The sequence below is a fragment of the Homoserinibacter sp. GY 40078 genome (assembly GCF_008017545.1).
Taxonomy (GTDB): domain Bacteria; phylum Actinomycetota; class Actinomycetes; order Actinomycetales; family Microbacteriaceae; genus Homoserinibacter.
This window is the reverse complement of record NZ_VRTZ01000002.1, coordinates 627516-644997: the sequence shown is the minus strand read 5'-3', so window position 1 is coordinate 644997 and position 17482 is coordinate 627516. Positions and strand designations below refer to the sequence as shown.

The window sequence follows — 17482 nt, the reverse complement described above, 5'->3', positions numbered from 1 at the left end:
GAACCACGGCGACGGTGCCTGCCTAGGATGCTGGAGGACCCGGGATGCCTCATGTGCGCATCCCACCCGTCGATCTTGGAGGCATCGTGGCCCAAGCGCCCTCGGCTCATCGTTCTGACGTCGTCTTCGTGGACGGGGTACGCACCCCGTTCGGACGCGCCGGAGAGAAGGGCCAGTACTGGAACACCCGCGCGGATGACCTCATCGTGAAAGCGATGATCGGTCTCCTCGAGCGCAACCCGAGCCTCCCGAAGGACCGGGTCGACGACGTGGCGATCGCCGCGACGACCCAGCAGGGAGACCAGGGCCTCACGCTCGGTCGCACCTCCGCGATTCTCGCGGGGCTTCCGCTGTCGGTCCCGGGCTACGCGATCGACCGGATGTGCGCGGGCGCGATGACGAGCGTCACGACGATCGCCGGTGCGATCGCGTTCGGCGCCTACGACATCGGGATCGCCGGCGGTGTGGAGCACATGGGCCGTCACCCGATGGGATTCAATGCCGACCCCAACCCCCGGTTCCTCGCAGAGAAGCTCGTCTCACCCGATTCGCTCAACATGGGCAATACGGCGGAGCGACTGCACGACCGCTTCCCCTCGCTCACGAAGGAGCGCAGCGACCGCTTCTCGATGCTCAGCCAGCAGAAGGTCGCGGCCGCCTATGAGGCGGGCAAGATCCAGCCGGATCTGATCCCGGTGGCGATTCGAAGCGAAGAGGGCTGGGGTCTCGCGACGAAGGACGAGGGCATGCGCCCGGAGACCACGATGGAGGGTCTCGCGAACCTCAAGACCCCGTTCCGTCCGCACGGACGGGTGACGGCCGGAAACGCCTCGCCGCTGACCGACGGGGCGACCGTGTCGCTCATCGCCTCGGCCGACGCCGCGGCGGAGCTAGGACTCCCGACCAAGATGCGGATGGTCTCGTTCGGGTTCGCGGGCGTGGAGCCCGAGGTGATGGGCATCGGACCGATCCCCTCGACCGAGAAGGCGCTGCGCAAGGCGGGTCTCACGATCGACGACATCGGCCTCTTCGAGCTCAATGAGGCCTTCGCCGTGCAGGTGCTCTCGTTCCTCGACCACTTCGGTGTCGACGACGAGGATCCGCGCGTCAATCCCTGGGGCGGAGCGATCGCCATCGGTCATCCGCTCGCCTCATCGGGTGTGCGTCTCATGATCCAGCTGGCGCGACAGTTCGAAGAGCGTCCGGATGTGCGGTACGGCCTCACCGCGATGTGCGTCGGCCTCGGGCAGGGTGGCAGCGTCATCTGGGAGAACCCGCACTACCGAGGAGGGAAGTGACGATGACCTCGTTGCCCGACTACAGCTCCAGCGACTTCGCGAAGCTCGCCGCGCTCGACCCGGATGAGATCGTCACGCACTCTTATGTGCGCGATGTCGCTCTGCCGAGCGGACGCACGATCGCCCTGCTGACGCTCGACAACGGCCGTGACCACACGCGTCCCAACACCTTGGGCCCCGCGACGCTGCTCGAACTCGGAGACCGCCTCGATGAGCTGGCGGCGCGTGCTGCAGCGAAGGAGATCGACGGCGTCGCCATCATCGGCAAACAGTTCATCCTGGCCGCCGGTGCCGACCTTTCCAAGGTCGGCGCGATCCCCGATCGGGAGACCGGCTTGCTCATGGCGCAGCTGGGTCACCGCACGCTCGGCAAGCTGGGCGAGCTCGGCGTGCCCTCATTCGTGTTCGTCAACGGTCTCGCACTCGGCGGAGGCGTCGAGATCGCGCTCAACGCCGACTACCGCACAATCGACTCCTCGGTTCCGGCGTTCGCGCTCCCCGAGGTCTTCCTCGGCCTGATCCCCGGATGGGGCGGGGCGTGGCTGCTTCCGAACCTCATCGGCATCGAGAACGCCCTCGAGGTGATCATCTCGAACCCGCTGAAGAACAACCGGATGCTGAAGGGACCCCAGGCATACGACTTGGGGATCGCGGACGCGATGTTCGGTCCGGCGAACTTCCTCGAGGACTCCCTCCGGTGGGCGGACGGCGTGCTCGGCGGCGAGATCAAGGTCAAGCGGAAGAACTCCCCCGGCAAGCTCGAGCGTCTCGCGAAGTGGGACATCGCCATCGGCATCGCCGAGAAGACCCTGAAGAGCCGCATCGGACAGGTGGCGAAGAGTCCGTATCGCGCTGTCGAGCTGCTCAAGGCAGCGAAGAACACCGACAAGAAGACCGGCTTCCTCGCGGAGGACGCGGCCCTCGCCGACCTGATCTCGGGCGATCAGTTCCGTGCGTCCATCTACGCGTTCAACCTCGTCCAGAAGCGTGCGAAGCGGCCGGCCGGTGCGCCCGATGGCGACCTCGCGCAGAAGGTGACGAAGGTCGGCGTGATCGGCGCCGGACTCATGGCCAGCCAATTCGCCCTGCTCTTCGTGCGGCGCCTGCAGGTCCCGGTGGTCATCACCGACCTCGATCAGGGGCGCGTCGACAAGGGCATCGCCTACATCCACGACGAGATCGATCAGCTCCTGTCGAAGGGGCGCATCGTGTCGGATGAGGCGAACCGGCTGAAGGCGCTCGTGAGCGGCACCACCGACAAGGCCGACTTCGCCGATTGCGATTGGGTGATCGAGGCGGTCTTCGAAGAGCTGGGAGTCAAGCAGGAGGTCTTCGCGGATGTCGAGAAGCACATCTCCGCGGAAGCGATCCTCGCGACGAACACCTCGTCGCTGTCGGTCGAGCAGATCGGGGCGAAGCTCGCGCACCCGGAGCGTCTCGTGGGCTTCCACTTCTTCAACCCGGTCGCGGTGATGCCGCTCATCGAGGTGGTGAAGACTCCGCAGACCACAGATGTCGCTCTGGCGACCGCGATGGCGACCGCGGCGAAGCTTCGGAAGAATGCGGTGATCACCACCGACTCCCCCGGATTCGTCGTCAACCGCGTCCTCGCGAAGGTTCTCGGCGAGGCGATGCATGCGGTCGAGCAGGGAGCCTCATTCGAGGATGTCGTCGAGGCGGCGCGGCCGTTCGGCCTGCCGATGGATCCGTTCGTGCTCCTCGACCTCGTGGGCCTCAAAGTCGGCGCCCATGTGCTCGATACTCACCACTCGGCGTTCCCTGAGCGCTTCTTCGACAGCCCAGCGCTCCATGAACTCGCGGAGTACGGAGCGATCTTCGAGAAGGACGCCAAGGGCAAGATCACCGGCTACGACAAGAAGGCCATCGCGATCGTCGCTGCGCACCGGCCCGCGGACGCCGTTCCGCTCTCACTCGAGCAGCTACGTGAAAGGCTGCAGCTCGGTCTGGCAGACGAGATTCATCGCATGCTCGAGGACGGCGTAGTCGCGGGTCCCGAAGACATCGACCTCTGCATGATCCTCGGGGCGGGGTGGCCGTTCCAGATGGGCGGAGCGACGCCGTACCTCGATCGGGTCGGTGCGAGCGAGCGCGCGTTCGGCGACACGTTCCACCATCCGCCTGTCCGCGGCGTGGTGTGACCGTGTGGGCTCGGCAACGTGAGCGCCGGGCCCACACGCGTCAGTGGCCGGCGGCGAGTTCCTCGTCGGTGATCTCCGGCTCAACCGGCTTCCGGACGAAGAAGGCCGCCACGATCGCGAGCGGCGAAAGAATCGCGCCTCCCAGGAATGCGAGGTGCACACCATCGATCAGCTGCTCGGGGCTCGCCGCCTCGGGGCTCGCCGCTCCGGCATTCGCCGTCCCGATGGCGAGCAGCGCGATGAACACCGCGGTGCCTGCTGCACCGGCCACCTGCTGGATCGTCGCGATCGTCGCCGACCCGTGCGAGTAGAGGTGGCGCGGAAGCGCCCCCGTCGCTGCGGTGAACACCGGAGTGAACAGGAAACCGAGCGCCAGGCTCAGCACCACGTGCGTCGCCAACACGAACCACAGCTGCGTTTCGGGACCGAAGAACGTCATGGCCCAGATCGCCGCGCTCATCACGATCGAACCCGGAACCACCAACGGAGCCGGACCGAAGCGGTCGTACAGCCGCCCGACCAGCGGGCCGAGGAGACCCATCGCCAGTCCACCGGGAAGAAGCGTGAGCCCGATCAGCAGGACGTCGACCTGGAGTCCGCGCTCGAGGTAGATCGGCAGCAGGATGACGACGCCGAAGAGAACTCCCATCAGGATCACGAGGAACCCGACCGACACCGCGAACGTGCGGGCGCGGAACGTGCGGAGGTCGAGGAATGCCGCGTCAACACGCTGCAGCACGATCTGGCGCCAGATGAAGAGGGCGAGCGCGACGCCGCCAACCACCAACGGGATCCACGACGGCGTCATCGCGTTGCCCTCGGCCGCCAGACCCAGGTTGCTCAGCCCGAACACGATTCCTGAGAAAGCGAACGCCGAGAGGATCACCGAGAGGACATCGAGCGGCACCTTGCGCGGTTCCGAGACGTTCGGAACGCGCGCGATCCCGATGACCAGCATCGCGGCCGAGATCGGGAGCATCACCCAGAACAGGCCGCGCCAGGCGAGGAACTGCAGGATGAGACCCGAGACCGCCGGTCCGATCGCCGGTGCGACCGACATCACGATGGAGATCCGACCCATCATCCGACCGCGATCCGACATCGGAACGAGGGTCAGGACGGTCGTCATCAGCAGCGGCATCATGATCGCGGTGCCGCTGGCCTGGACGACCCGACCGAGGATCAGCACCCCGAATCCGGGGGCGGTCGCCGCGATGAACGTCCCCACCGTGAAGAGCGACATCGCCGTGATGAACACCGGCCGCGTGTTGAGGCGTTGCAGGAGGAAGCCCGTCACCGGGATCACGACCGCCATGGTCAAAGCGAATCCGGTCGTGAGCCACTGACCCTGACTCGGCGTGATGCCGAGATCGTCCATGATCTTCGGAACCGCCACGCTCATGGTGGTCTCGTTGAGGAACACGACGAAGACCGCTGCCAGCAAGAGCACGATCGCGACGCGGTTGCGACGCGCGATGTCTTCCGACAGAGCCGCCGTGGCGGAATTCTGGACAGCGTTGTTCGTCACGGTGCTCCCTGGGGTGTGGTGGCGGTGCTGGGCTGACGACGCCCGAATGTCCGATGATGTGGACGGCGTTCACATTACAACAAGCCACCGACATCGGTGACGTGTACGGGCGGACTAACGCTCGTTCTCGGAGTCGTATTCCCGCGCCGGCTCATCCGGAAGCGGTCGTGCCACGGGGATGCGGGTCCCGAGGACCTGCGACACGATGTCGCGGGCGATCCGCTGATCTGTGAGCCCCACGAGCTCGAGGATCTCATCCCGCGACGCGTGATCCAGGAACTCGTCCGGCAGACCGAGTTCGTCGACGGCTGTGTCGACACCTGCGGCGCGCAGGTCCTGCCGAATGCGCGTCCCGACGCCGCCGACCCGGATCCCGTCCTCGATGGTCACGACCAGTCGGTGCGACCGGGCGAGCTCCACGATGCTGTCGGGGACAGGGATGACCCATCGGGGATCGACCACCGTCGCACCGATTCCCTGCGCGCTGAGCCGATCCGCGACGCGCATCGCGAGCGCCGCCATCGGACCGACTGCGACGAGCAGGACATCCCGGTGCGGCGCCTCGCGGAGCACATCGACGCCGTCTGCCGTGCGGCGGACGGCATCGAACTCGTTGCCGACCGACCCCTTCGAGAAGCGGAGCACGGTCGGTGCGTCGTCGACGGCCACGGCCTCGGCCAGCTCCTCACGCAGCCGCGTCGCATCCCGCGGGGCCGCGATGCGGATGCCGGGCACCACCTGCAGAATCGCGAGATCCCACATCCCGTGGTGGCTCGGCCCGTCGGGGCCGGTCACGCCCGCCCGGTCGAGGACGAAGGTGACCCCCGCACGGTGCAGGGCCACGTCCATGAGCACCTGGTCGAACGCCCGGTTCATGAAGGTCGCGTAGAGCGCGACGACGGGATGCAGCCCGCCGTACGCGAGCCCAGCGGCACTCGTGACGGCGTGCTGCTCGGCGATGCCGACATCGAAGACCCGATCCGGAAAGCGCTCGGCGAACAGGTGAAGTCCGGTAGGTCGCAGCATCGCCGCGGTGATCCCCACGAGCTTCGGGTCCCGCGCGGCCAGTTCCTGGATCTCGTCGGCGAACACCGACGTCCACGACGGGCGGCTCGACACCTCGCGCGGCTCGCCCGTCTCGGCATCGATCTGCCCGACCGCGTGGAACTGATCGGCGACGTCCGCGAGAGCGGGCTCGTAACCCCGGCCCTTCTGGGTGATGACATGCACGATGACGGGCGCGTCGAAATCCTTCGCCTGACGCAGCGCCTCCTCGAGCGACCCCAGGTCGTGGCCGTCGATCGGCCCCAGGTACTTGATGTCGAGGTTGGAGTAGAGAGCCTCGTTGTTCGAGAAGCGCGACAGGAACCCGTGGATCGCGCCACGCGTTCCTCGGTAGAAAGCTCGCCCGGGAGTGCCGAGCCGGTCGAAGAACCGGCGGCTCGAGCGATACAGCGAACGATAGGCGCGCCGCGTGCGGACGGTGTTGAGGAAGCGCGCCATCCCGCCGATGGTCGGCGCGTAGGAGCGCCCGTTGTCGTTCACGATCATCACGAGACGCCGAGAATTGTCGTCCGAGATGTTGTTGAGCGCCTCCCAGGTCATTCCCCCCGTCAGCGCTCCGTCTCCGACGACGGCGACGACATAGCGGTCCCCTTGGCCCGTCATCGCGAACGATCGCGAGATGCCGTCCGCCCAACTGAGAGAGCTCGATGCGTGGGAGCTCTCGACGATGTCATGCACCGATTCGGACCTCTGCGGGTACCCGGCGAGACCACCGCTGCTCCGCAGCCCGGTGAAGTCCTGCCGACCCGTCAGCAGCTTGTGCACGTAGCTCTGATGCCCGGTGTCGAACACGATCGCGTCGTGCGGCGAGTCGAAGACCCGGTGCATCGCCACGGTCAGCTCGACGACACCGAGGTTGGGCCCCAGGTGCCCCCCGGTCTGCGACACCTCGCGCACGAGGAACTCGCGGATCTCGACGGTGAGCTGCTCGAGTTCCTCGCGGCTGAGTCGATCCAGATCGCGGGGACCACGAATCGTCTCGAGAACCGACATAGAGTGAGCCTACGCCCGTCGTCGTGCGACGACCGTTAGACGAGCGACCGCAGCACGAACTGGAGGATGCCGCCGTTGCGGTAGTACTCCGCCTCCCCGGGGGTGTCGATCCGCACGACCGCGTCGAACGAGACGGCGCTCTTGCCCTCGGGCGAGAACTCGCTCGGCTCCGCGGTCACTCGCACGGTCTTCGGGGTGCGTCCTTCGTTCAGCTCCTCGAGGCCCTCGATCGAGACGATCTCGGTGCCGTCGAGCCCGAGGGACGACCAGCTCTCCCCTGCCGGGAACTGAAGCGGCACGACGCCCATCCCGATGAGGTTCGAGCGGTGGATGCGCTCGAAGCTCTCAGTGATGACCGCGCGAACGCCCAGGAGGCTCGTGCCCTTGGCTGCCCAGTCGCGCGAGGATCCCGAGCCGTACTCCTTGCCGCCGAAGATGACGAGAGGCGTTCCCTGCTCCTGGTAGTTCATGCTCGCGTCGTAGATGTACGACTGGGGTCCGCCCTCGCGCGTGAAGTCACGTGTGTACCCGCCCTCCACGACCTGTCCGTCGTTGACGGCCGCAACGAGCTGGTTCTTCAGGCGGATGTTCGCGAAGGTGCCGCGGATCATCACCTCGTGGTTGCCGCGTCGCGAACCGTAGGAGTTGTAGTCCTTGCGGGCGACTCCGTGCGCCTCGAGGTACTCGGCGGCCGGAGTGCCGGCCTTGATCGAACCAGCCGGGCTGATGTGATCCGTGGTCACGGAGTCGCCGAGGGTGGCCATGACGCGAGCCCCGCGGATGTCGGTGACCGGGGTCAACTCCATGGTCATGCCATCGAAGTACGGGGCCTTGCGGACGTAGGTCGAATCTGCGTCCCACTCGAAGACCGGTCCGGTCGGGGTCGGCAGGTTCTTCCACCGCTCGTCGCCGTCGAAGACGGTCGCGTACTGCTTGATGAACTGCTCACGAGAGATCGAGGAATCGATGATGTCCTGGACCTCGTCCGGCGAAGGCCAGATGTCCTTGAGGAAGACGTCGTCACCCGCCTGGTCGCGACCGAGCGGATCGGTCTCGAAGTCGAAGTTCATCGTTCCGGCGAGAGCGTAGGCGACGACGAGCGGAGGGGACGCGAGGTAGTTCATCTTCACGTCCGGGCTGATCCGCCCCTCGAAGTTGCGGTTGCCGGAGAGCACCGCGGTGACGGCGAGGTCGTTCTCGTTGATCGCTGCGGAGACCTCTTCGATGAGCGGTCCGGAGTTCCCGATGCAGATAGTGCAGCCGTAACCGACGGTGTAGAAGTCGAGACCTTCAAGCGCCTTGTCGAGGCCCGACTTCTCGTAGTAATCGGTCACGACCTTCGAGCCGGGCCCGAGGGTGGTCTTCACCCAGGGCTTACGCGTGAGGCCCTTCTCGAGTGCCTTCTTGGCGAGGAGTCCCGCCGCGATCATCACCGACGGGTTCGAGGTGTTCGTGCACGAGGTGATCGCCGCGAGCGTGACGGCGCCGTTGTCGAGCATGTAGCGGGAGCCGTCCGGAGTCGTCACCGGGACAGGATTCGAGGCGGCGTGCGGCCGGCCGGAGTTGATGTGGACCTCGCGGGTGTCGTGATCCTCGTCACCGGGGGCGGCACCCGGGTCGGACGCCGGGAACGAGTGCTTCGACTCGAGGTCGACGATGTCGTGGGAGATGGACGGCGCGGCGTACCCGAGGATGTCCTTCTCGAACTGGGCCTTCGCCTCCGAGAGCAGAATGCGGTCCTGCGGGCGCTTCGGTCCGGCGATGGAGGGCACGACGGTGCCGAGGTCGAGTTCCATGTACTCGCTGTAGACGGGCTCGCGCGATGCGTCGTGCCAGAGCGACTGCTGCTTCGCGTAAGCCTCGACGAGGGCGACGGCCTGCTCGTCGCGTCCCGTGAGACGCAGGTAGTCGATCGTCACGTCGTCGATCGGGAAGATCGCCGCCGTGGAGCCGAACTCGGGGCTCATGTTGCCGATCGTCGCTCGGTTCGCGAGCGGCACCGACGCGACACCCTCGCCGTAGAACTCGACGAACTTGCCGACCACGCCGTGCTTGCGGAGCATGTCGGTGATGGTGAGCACGACGTCGGTCGCGGTCACGCCCGCGGGGATCTCGCCCGTGAGCTTGAAGCCCACGACTCGCGGGATCAACATCGAGACGGGCTGACCGAGCATCGCGGCCTCCGCCTCGATACCGCCGACACCCCATCCCAGGACACCCAGGCCGTTGACCATCGTCGTGTGCGAATCCGTGCCGACGCAGGTATCGGGGTAAGCGCGGAGCACGCGCCCGCCATCGCCGTCAGCGACCTCCCGGTCGTAGATCACCTTGGCGAGGTGCTCGATGTTGACCTGGTGGACGATCCCCGTGCCGGGCGGGACCACCTTGAAGTCATCGAAGGCCGTCTGGCCCCAGCGCAGGAACTGGTAGCGCTCACCGTTGCGCTCGTACTCGATCTCGACGTTGCGCTCGAGAGCGTTCTCGGTACCGAACAGATCGGCGATGACCGAGTGGTCGATGACCATCTCCGCGGGAGAGAGCGGGTTGATGCGCTTCGGGTCGCCACCGAGCGCGGTCACCGCCTCGCGCATCGTGGCGAGGTCGACGATGCAGGGGACGCCGGTGAAGTCCTGCATGACCACACGAGCCGGCGTGAACTGGATCTCGGTGTCGGGCTCCGCCGTAGGATCCCACGATCCGAGAGCCTCGATCTGGGCGCGCGTGACGTTTGCGCCATCCTCCGTCCGGAGCAGGTTCTCGAGCAGCACCTTGAGCGAGAAGGGGAGCTTCTCGTAGCCCGGGACCGCATCGATGCGGAAGACCTCGTAGTCGGTACCGTCGACGCTCAAGGTGTCACGTGCGGAAAAACTGTTGATCGACACTGTCGTTCCCCTCTGGCTGCGGGCTGATGCCACCCCGGCCATCCTGGCGGCCGACGCGGGCGCGGTTCCAGCAAGGCAAGCCTAAGCCTCTCGGAGTCCGGCAGCCGCGCCGATTTATCTTGACATCAAGATATCTTACGCCTCGTTCTTCGCCTCCGCCGGAGGCTTCGCTGACCACGCACTTCGGATCAGCAGCCAGGTGATCCACAGCAGGATCGCGTAGAGCGGCACACCCATCACGAGCTTCGTCGCCGCGAGCAGGTCGGGCCGCTCGGCGAGGTAGAACGGCACCTGGACCGCGAGGCGGAGAGCCGGAAGCGCGGCCCACAGAATCGTCGCGACCAGCGAGACGCGGACCTTCGCCGGGTCAGCGCGCCACTCCGCGTCGCCCGTGAGAACCCCGACGATGACCCCGACCAACGGCCGGCGCACCAGCACCGACACGAGCATCGCGACCACCGTGACCACATTGATGATGAAGCCCGGGACGAAGTTGTCCTCCGCACGTCCGCTCAAGAGCGCTAGTGCCGCCGAGATGCCGATTCCCAGCGCTCCGGCGACGGCCGAGGTCACCGGCTGCCTCATCACGAGCCGGACGACGATGAACACGATGGCGATCCCGAGAGGCGCGAGCACCGACGGCAGCACGTCTTGGGTGATCGTGTAGACGGTCAGGAAAACGAGGCCCGGGAGGATCGACTCGATGAGCCCACGGACGCCGCCGATCGCCGAGAGCAGCGCGCTGGCCGTCGGAGCCTGCCCCGGCTCGACCCGCCCGAGTCCCGAACGGCGCGCCGCAGCCGCGACCGCATCCGCGAACGACGGTTCCGATGTGCCTTCGCGCTCCGGCCTCGATGGTTCGCTCATTCGGCGGACGAGCCGGAACCGGCCTGCACGTTCGCCGGCACGTGAAGAGGGATGAGGTCACGCGGGGGCATCGGCGTCGTGCCTCGCACCACCACGATGCTTCGGAAGAGGTCTTCGACCTGTGCGGCAGCCTCGGCATCGACAGCGCCCTGACCGCTGATCACGCCGCGCAGGAACCAGCGCGGACCGTCGACCCCGACGAAACGCGCCATTCGCACGCCAGGAGCGGAGCCCTCGGCGACCGGGATCTCGGCCCGAATCTCCGGGCCGAACGGACCGTCAACGGTCTGACTGCGGCCACCCTGCCTCGTCACCTGTTCGATGATCTGCTCACGGATCTCGTGCCAGAGACCCGACGTCCGGGGCGCCGCGAACGGCTGGACCTGCAGGGTCGAGCCCGCATAGTCGAGCGCGACCGCGACCACGCGCTTGCTCCCCTCCTCGATCTCGAGTCGCAGGGCCAGCTCGGGCCGCGGAAGGATCTTCACACCGCCGAGATCGACGTACGGTCGCACAGAGTTCGCCTCGCTCACGTCGAGCGGACCGCTCTCCTCACGATCGGCCGGAGCCGACTTCGGGTGGTCGACGACGGCGTCGCCGTCGGATGCGTCAGTCACGCGGTTCCTCCTCGGGTCGCATATCCCGTCGAGCCGAACCCGCCCTCACCGCGGTCGGAACCGGGGAGTCGCTCGACGGGGATGAATTCGGCCCGGCTGACGGGCATGACGATCAACTGGGCGATCCGGTCGCCCGCACGTACGGTGTAGGGCTCGCTGCGGTCGGTGTTCAGCAACGTCACGCGGATCTCGCCCCGGTACCCGGCGTCCACCGTGCCCGGGCTGTTCACGATCGTGATGCCGTGACGTGCCGCCAGACCGCTGCGGGGAACGACGAAGGCGACATAGCCGTCGGGAAGCGCGATCGCGGTCCCCGTACCCAGGGTGGCGCGCTCCCCCGGCCCGAGCACGACGTCGTCGGTCGACGTGAGGTCGGCGCCGGCGTCGCCCGGGTGCGAGTACGTGGGCACGGTGTCTCCGCGCAACAACACCTCGACGGTCTCGGTCACCCCACGAGGCTAGTCCATGGTCGAATAGCAGTGATGTCGACGAACCAGCCTGTGTACCGAGAGCGCCTGTCGCCGTCGGTATGGATCTTCCTCGCGACGGCGCTCGTGATCCCTGCGGCTCTGCTCGTGTTCCTGCCCATCTCGATCTGGGCCGGTGCAGCGGTCGCCGCCCTGCTGTACGGCGGGATCGTCGCCGTTCTGATCCTGACGACGCCCACCATCGAGGTCGCAAACGGCATGCTCCGTGCGGGACGCGCCCGCCTGCCCCTCGACGTGGTGTCGGAGGTGCGTAGCGTGCATGGGGCGGAGGCGGTCGCCGAGCGCGGCGTGCGCCTGCACGCCGACGCATGGCTGCTCATCCGCGGCTGGATCCCCGACGTCGTCCGTATCGAACTGGACGACCCGCAGGATCCGACGCCCTACTGGATCATCTCCAGCAGATCCGCGGATCGGCTGGCAGCGACGATCGCCGCGCACCTCACCCGAAGGTGAGACGCGAGCTCAGGCCGAGCACTCCGCGCAGATCGGCCCGAGGTCGCTCTGGTGATCGAACTGCGACTGGTGCTTCACCAGGAAGCAGCTCATGCAGGTGAACTCATCCTCCTGCGGCGGAAGCACGACGACGTCGAGGTCCAGGTCCGACAGGTCCTGACCTGCGAGCTCGAATCCCGGGTTGTCGGCGTCATCGACGTCGACCACTCCCGACATCTTGTCGGGGACACGCTCCTGGAGGGCCTGGATCGACTCGGTGTCGTCGTCGGTCTTCCGAGGGGCGTCGTAATCGGTTGCCATTCCCATCCATCCAGGTCGGTTCGTGCTGGTGAAGCGGCGTCAGTCTGCATCATCGGATGCGGAAGCGCAAACCTTCCCAGTCGGCTCCCAGAAACCTCGGGAACCGCGGTCTGTGCAACTCGCGGCACGCCCGGTGTATTCCCCGGTTCCGGTCCTTGCACGTGGCATCCTTGCGCTGGATCCTGACGCCCGGGAGGACGGTTCGGCATGCAAGAGCTCAAGGTGATCGGAGTCGAGAACGGCTCCCTTCTGCTCGCCTCGGATGAGGGAGCCCAGTACCGGGTTGCCGTCGACGACACCCTTCAGTCGCGCCTGCGCGCCTCGACGCCCGACCCCGGAACCGGGCGACGGCTCGCACCACGCGAGATCCAGGCGCAGATCCGCGCGGGAATGACCGCCGAAGACGTCTCGCGGGTGACCGGCGCATCTCTTGATTACGTGAAGCGATTTGAGGGACCGGTTCTCGCGGAGCGTGAATACGTGGTCGAGTCGGCTCTCAACGTGCCCGTCCACACCGCGGTCGAGACCGATCCGCTGGCCTCCGGTGCGACCTTCGGGTCGGTGATCCGTGAGCGCCTCGGCGAGGCGGGCGCGAGCGGTGAGCGCTGGTCCAGCTGGAAGGAGCAGGGCGGCGGGTGGATCGTGAAGCTCACCTTCACGGCACACGATGTCGAGCGCGACGCCCGGTGGGGGTTCGACCCGAAGAAGCAGTCGCTGACCCCCGCGAACCAGGAGGCGGTGACGCTCTCGCAGCAGGGCGAGCTCCCGCAGAGCCTCATCCCCCGTCTTCGTGCCGTTCCGCTCGACGAGCGCGACGATGCACGCTTCGACAGCGGTGCGTTCGAAGTCGACACCGATCAGGACGGCACGGTCATCACGGCAGTGGAGTTCGCGCAGTTCGAGATCGGCGCACGCCCCGCCCCCGCTGAGGAGCCATCGGGCACACACCACACCGCGGATCTACTGGAAGCGCTGCGGCGTCGTCGCGGAGAGCGCGAGCCGCTCGACCTCGATGAGGCCGAGCAAGGCCTGGCGGCGCATCCGTCGACGGGCGTGGTGAAGCTCGTGGACGTGCCGCTCGACGACCTTCCGGAGGTTCCCGAGGCATCGTCGCAGCCCACCGCCAAGGCCTCAGGCTCATCCGGGGCGACGGGCCCGCTGGGCAAGCGTCGCGGGCGCGCGTCGATGCCCAGCTGGGATGAGATCGTCTTCGGAGCCCGCAGCGACGACGACCTCTGACCCGCCCGGGTCAGGCGAAGGCGCCGAAGCGGACGAACGGGATGCCGGTCTCCGACGGCGTCAGCGAGCCGTGCTGCCCGATCATGGCGCGCGCGCGATCGTCCGGGTCGACGTAGTACGCAGACGTGCCTCGAGCCGCGATCAGGACGTCACCGATACGAGGAGCCACCTCAGGGTCGACGGTCCCGAACCATCCGGCCTCGATCGCCTCGTCGCGCGTGGCGACCCAGGCACGTCGTCCCTCCGACGATCGCCAGCGTTCCGCCACGGCGTGCGGATCCGTCCCCTCCTGGAGGTGGAGCTGGAGGCAGCGCGGCTCTCCCGCGACATGGGCGACGTCATCGAGCAGGTTCTGCTCGGGGATGCGGTGCGCCTGCTCAGGGACGTCGACGATTCCATGGTCTGCGGTCACGACGAGGCCGTCCCGCCGTCCCAGCATGCGGATCATCGCCGAGAGCTCGGCATCGAACTCCTCGAGCGCTGCCAGCCAGGCGTCTGATGATGCGCCCCGGGCGTGAGCTGTCATGTCGAGTTCGGGAACGTAGTAGTAGATGAGCGCCGGTCCGGGCGCGGAGAGCGCGTTCCCGAGTAGGTCCAGCCTGCCCGACGGCTGAGCGGCGCCCAGGAACTCCGCACCCCGCAGCACGGCGTGAGTGAATGCGGATTCCCGGTAGCGAGCATGTGCGATCGCTGCGGAGGGGATTCCCTCGGCGGATGCCCGCTCGAAGAGCGTCGGCATCCGCTGCCACGTCGCGGGGTCCAGCCCCTCCCACCCCGAGAGTTGGTTGACGAGCACGTCGCGGGCCGGATCGTATCCGCGATACGCGACCAGCCCGTGCCGACCGCTCGGCTCACCCGTGGTGAGCGTGGCCAGTGCCGCAGCCGTCGTCGAGGGGAATCCGGAGCCGATGGCGGTGTCCGCGCCAGCCCCGGTGGCGAGGGTCCTCGCGTGGCCCCGAGCGGCGACGAGCGCCTCGTGACCGAGCCCGTCCACCAGGACGACGACCGCCTTCTCGACGGACGGAAGTCCCCACGCTCCTCGACGACCCCGAACCGCATCGAGGCAATTCGGGATGACCTCGGCAAGCCGACGCCGATGCGAATTCCCCCCCGGTAGCATGGCGACGATCTTATGACTCCGCCCGACTCCCCTACCGCACTCCCCGCCGGCGAACGCATCGAAGACGTCGATGTGTCGACCGAGATGCAGGGCTCCTTCCTCGAGTATGCCTACTCGGTCATCTATTCCCGTGCGCTTCCCGATGCCCGGGATGGTCTGAAGCCCGTGCAGCGCCGGATCCTCTATCAGATGAACGAGATGGGGCTTCGACCGGACCGTGGCCACGTGAAGTCAGCCCGTGTGGTGGGCGACGTCATGGGACGCCTGCACCCGCACGGCGACGGGGCGATCTACGACGCTCTCGTGCGCCTCGCGCAGGACTTCACGATGCGTGTGCCGCTCGTGGACGGCCACGGCAACTTCGGGTCGCTCGACGACGGTCCGGCCGCCCCGCGCTATACAGAGGCGCGGATGCAGGCTGCGGCGCTCGCGCTGGTCGAGTCACTCGATGAGGACGTCGTCGACTTCGTCCCCAACTACGACAACCAGCTCACGCAGCCCGAAGTGCTCCCCGCGGCCTTCCCGAACCTCCTCGTCAATGGTGCAAGCGGTATCGCGGTGGGCATGGCGACCAACATGGCCCCGCACAACCTGATCGAGGTGGCGGCGGCGGCGCGGCACTTGCTCGAGAATCCGGAGGCCACCCTCGAAGAGCTGATGGCTTACGTGCCCGGGCCCGACCTGCCCACCGGGGGAACCATCGTGGGCCTCGACGGCATCCGCGACGCCTATCGAGCAGGTCGTGGCAGCTTCAAGACACGCGCCAAGGTCTCGATCGAACAGCTCTCGGCTCGGCGGGCGGGGCTCGTGGTCACCGAGCTTCCCTACCTCGTCGGCCCCGAGAAGGTCATCGAGAAGATCAAGGACGGGGTCCAGTCGAAGAAGATCACGGGAATCGCCGACGTCACCGACTTGACCGACCGCAAGAACGGCCTGCGGCTGGTCATCGGCATCAAGACGGGGTTCTCGCCGCAGGCCGTCCTCGAGCAGCTGTATCGTCTGACCCCGCTCGAAGATGGCTTCTCGATCAACAACGTCGCACTCGTCGAGGGTCGGCCGCAGACCCTCGGGCTGCGCGAGATGCTGAGGGTCTACCTCGACCACCGCATCCGGGTGGTCACGCGACGCTCGCAGTACCGCCTGGCCCGTCGGCAGGAGCGCCTGCACCTCGTGGACGGCCTCCTCATCGCGATCCTCGACATCGACGAAGTGATTCAGGTCGTGCGCTCGAGCGATGACACCGCGCAGGCGCGCACGCGCCTCATGGAGGTCTTCGACCTCTCACAACTGCAGGCGGATTACATCCTGGAGCTCCAGCTCCGACGCCTCACGCGCTTCAGCCGGATCGAGCTCGAGACGGAACGCGACCGCCTCCGCGCTGAGATCGCCGAGCTCGAGGCGTTGCTCTCCGATCCCGGCCGGATTCGAACCCAGGTCGGCGACGAGCTCGATGAGGTCGCCGAACGGTTCGGCACCCCGCGCCGAACACTCCTCACCGAGGCCGGCGTGAACGTCGCCGCTTCGGCGTCCTCGCGGAAGTCGTCAGCGCCGTCCCTCGAGATCCCCGACGCGCCGACCCTCGTGCTCTTGTCGACCACGGGCCGAGCCGTACGCGTGGATCTGGCAGACGGGATCGATGGACCGGCCGCCGCGACCCGTCGCTCGAAGCACGATGCAATCCTGTCGACGGTTCGTGGGACGACGCGGGGCGAACTCGGCGCGGTCACCTCCCGTGGGCGGTTGATCCGATTCACGCCTGTCGACCTGCCATCGGTCCCGGCGAACTCCGTCCAGCTCGGTGCCGGCGCGCGGATAGCCGACTATCTGGGCATCACCGACAAGAAGGAGCGCGTGCTCGGGCTCGTCTCGCTCACCTCGGACCTTCCGATCGCTCTCGGCACCCGATCCGGTGTCGTGAAGCGCGTCGCAGCCGGGGGCTACCCGAACCGACCCGACTTCGAGATCATCAGCTTGAAACCCGGCGACGAGCTCGTCGGCGCGGCGCAGGGTACCGATTCCGATGAACTCGTGTTCATCGCGTCCGACAGCCAACTCCTGCACTTCTCCGCATCGCAGGTGCGGCCGCAGGGCGTGGCCGCGGGAGGCATGGCGGGCATCAACCTCGCCACGGGATCCGAGGTGCTCTTCTTCGGTGCGGTCGATCCTGCGGATGCCGTCGTCGTGACCATCTCCACACCCGCGGAGACGCTCGCCGGCACCGATGCGGGACGAGGCAAGGTGTCGCACTTCGCGGAATTCCCGGGCAAGGGACGCGCGACGGGTGGCGTGCGCTCCCACTCGTTCCTCAAGGGTGAGTCGTCGCTCGCGCTCGCCTGGGCCGGTCCGGCACCCGCGCGCGCGATCTCCGCGGACGGAGCCGCTCGTGCGCTCCCGGAACCGGGCGCGAAGCGAGACGCCTCGGGCACCCCTCTCGACGCCGTGATCGGCTCCGTCGGTCGACCGCTCTGAGCGG

At 67.3% G+C, this 17482-nt stretch carries 13 protein-coding genes; 5 read left to right on the top strand and 8 right to left on the bottom strand.

Going from position 1 to position 17482, the window contains the following annotated elements:
- Positions 1 to 44 precede the first annotated feature (44 nt).
- Both FVQ89_RS11815 and FVQ89_RS11810 read left to right on the top strand, forming a co-directional pair.
- A complete protein-coding gene (locus FVQ89_RS11815; protein ID WP_147902128.1) occupies positions 45 to 1298 on the top strand; it encodes a thiolase family protein in 1254 nt (417 codons plus the stop codon).
- Positions 1299 to 1300: 2 nt separating this feature from the next.
- The gene (locus FVQ89_RS11810; RefSeq protein WP_187265020.1) at positions 1301 to 3457 is read left to right on the top strand and encodes a 3-hydroxyacyl-CoA dehydrogenase NAD-binding domain-containing protein; all 2157 of its coding nucleotides are present in this window, start codon (positions 1301 to 1303) and stop codon (positions 3455 to 3457) included.
- A 40-nt stretch (positions 3458 to 3497) separates the two neighbouring features.
- Here FVQ89_RS11810 and FVQ89_RS11805 read toward each other — a convergent pair whose 3' ends face one another.
- The 6 genes from FVQ89_RS11805 to dut form a co-directional block, all read right to left on the bottom strand.
- Positions 3498 to 4985: an MDR family MFS transporter gene (locus FVQ89_RS11805; protein WP_147902127.1), complete on the bottom strand. Its 1488-nt coding sequence runs from the start codon at positions 4983 to 4985 to the stop codon at positions 3498 to 3500.
- Between the two features lie 114 nt (positions 4986 to 5099).
- A complete protein-coding gene (dxs, locus tag FVQ89_RS11800) occupies positions 5100 to 7043 on the bottom strand; it encodes a 1-deoxy-D-xylulose-5-phosphate synthase (RefSeq protein WP_147902126.1) in 1944 nt (647 codons plus the stop codon).
- Positions 7044 to 7078: 35 nt separating this feature from the next.
- On the bottom strand, positions 7079 to 9967 hold the full coding sequence (locus FVQ89_RS11795; protein WP_147902125.1) for an aconitate hydratase: 2889 nt from the start codon (positions 9965 to 9967) through the stop codon (positions 7079 to 7081).
- Between the two features lie 93 nt (positions 9968 to 10060).
- Entirely contained in the window at positions 10061 to 10792 is a 732-nt protein-coding gene (locus FVQ89_RS11790; protein ID WP_147902124.1) for a DUF3159 domain-containing protein, read from the bottom strand.
- Complete coding sequence (locus tag FVQ89_RS11785) at positions 10789 to 11409, bottom strand: DUF3710 domain-containing protein (RefSeq protein ID WP_147902123.1); 621 nt, start codon at positions 11407 to 11409, stop codon at positions 10789 to 10791. The genes FVQ89_RS11790 and FVQ89_RS11785 overlap by 4 nt, the downstream gene beginning before the upstream one ends.
- Complete coding sequence (dut, locus tag FVQ89_RS11780) at positions 11406 to 11858, bottom strand: dUTP diphosphatase (RefSeq protein WP_147902122.1); 453 nt, start codon at positions 11856 to 11858, stop codon at positions 11406 to 11408. Before dut ends, FVQ89_RS11785 begins: the two co-directional genes overlap by 4 nt.
- A 33-nt stretch (positions 11859 to 11891) precedes the next feature.
- Between dut and FVQ89_RS11775 the strand changes: the two genes are divergently transcribed.
- On the top strand, positions 11892 to 12350 hold the full coding sequence (locus FVQ89_RS11775) for a DUF3093 domain-containing protein (protein WP_147902121.1): 459 nt from the start codon (positions 11892 to 11894) through the stop codon (positions 12348 to 12350).
- Between the two features lie 9 nt (positions 12351 to 12359).
- Here the strand turns inward: FVQ89_RS11775 and FVQ89_RS11770 are convergent, their stop codons facing one another.
- Entirely contained in the window at positions 12360 to 12650 is a 291-nt protein-coding gene (locus FVQ89_RS11770; RefSeq protein WP_147902120.1) for a DUF4193 domain-containing protein, read from the bottom strand.
- 207 nt (positions 12651 to 12857) lie between these two features.
- Here FVQ89_RS11770 and sepH point away from each other — a divergent pair, with 207 nt between their 5' ends.
- Positions 12858 to 13889, top strand: a complete 1032-nt coding sequence (gene sepH, locus FVQ89_RS11765; protein ID WP_147902119.1) for a septation protein SepH — start codon at positions 12858 to 12860, stop codon at positions 13887 to 13889.
- 10 nt (positions 13890 to 13899) lie between these two features.
- On the opposite strand, the gene FVQ89_RS11760 is transcribed toward sepH, so the two are convergent.
- Positions 13900 to 15009: an alkaline phosphatase family protein gene (locus tag FVQ89_RS11760; RefSeq protein ID WP_147902118.1), complete on the bottom strand. Its 1110-nt coding sequence runs from the start codon at positions 15007 to 15009 to the stop codon at positions 13900 to 13902.
- A 12-nt stretch (positions 15010 to 15021) separates the two neighbouring features.
- Between FVQ89_RS11760 and FVQ89_RS11755 the strand changes: the two genes are divergently transcribed.
- Positions 15022 to 17478 (top strand): DNA topoisomerase (ATP-hydrolyzing) subunit A, encoded by a 2457-nt coding sequence (locus FVQ89_RS11755; RefSeq protein ID WP_147902117.1) that lies wholly within the window; start codon positions 15022 to 15024, stop codon positions 17476 to 17478.
- The last annotated feature ends 4 nt before the right edge of the window (positions 17479 to 17482 follow it).

What these genes read in the sequence shown, in the direction of transcription:
- FVQ89_RS11815 (WP_147902128.1), top strand. Translation starts at nt 45, where the DNA reads ATGCCTCATGTGCGCATCCCACCCGTCGATCTTGGAGGCATCGTGGCC.
- FVQ89_RS11810 (WP_187265020.1), top strand. Translation starts at nt 1,301, where the DNA reads ATGACCTCGTTGCCCGACTACAGCTCCAGCGACTTCGCGAAGCTCGCC.
- dxs (WP_147902126.1), bottom strand. Translation starts at nt 7,043, where the DNA reads ATGTCGGTTCTCGAGACGATTCGTGGTCCCCGCGATCTGGATCGACTC.
- FVQ89_RS11795 (WP_147902125.1), bottom strand. Translation starts at nt 9,967, where the DNA reads ATGGCCGGGGTGGCATCAGCCCGCAGCCAGAGGGGAACGACAGTGTCG.
- FVQ89_RS11790 (WP_147902124.1), bottom strand. Translation starts at nt 10,792, where the DNA reads ATGAGCGAACCATCGAGGCCGGAGCGCGAAGGCACATCGGAACCGTCG.
- FVQ89_RS11775 (WP_147902121.1), top strand. Translation starts at nt 11,892, where the DNA reads ATGTCGACGAACCAGCCTGTGTACCGAGAGCGCCTGTCGCCGTCGGTA.
- FVQ89_RS11770 (WP_147902120.1), bottom strand. Translation starts at nt 12,650, where the DNA reads ATGGCAACCGATTACGACGCCCCTCGGAAGACCGACGACGACACCGAG.
- sepH (WP_147902119.1), top strand. Translation starts at nt 12,858, where the DNA reads ATGCAAGAGCTCAAGGTGATCGGAGTCGAGAACGGCTCCCTTCTGCTC.
- FVQ89_RS11760 (WP_147902118.1), bottom strand. Translation starts at nt 15,009, where the DNA reads ATGCTACCGGGGGGGAATTCGCATCGGCGTCGGCTTGCCGAGGTCATC.
- FVQ89_RS11755 (WP_147902117.1), top strand. Translation starts at nt 15,022, where the DNA reads ATGACTCCGCCCGACTCCCCTACCGCACTCCCCGCCGGCGAACGCATC.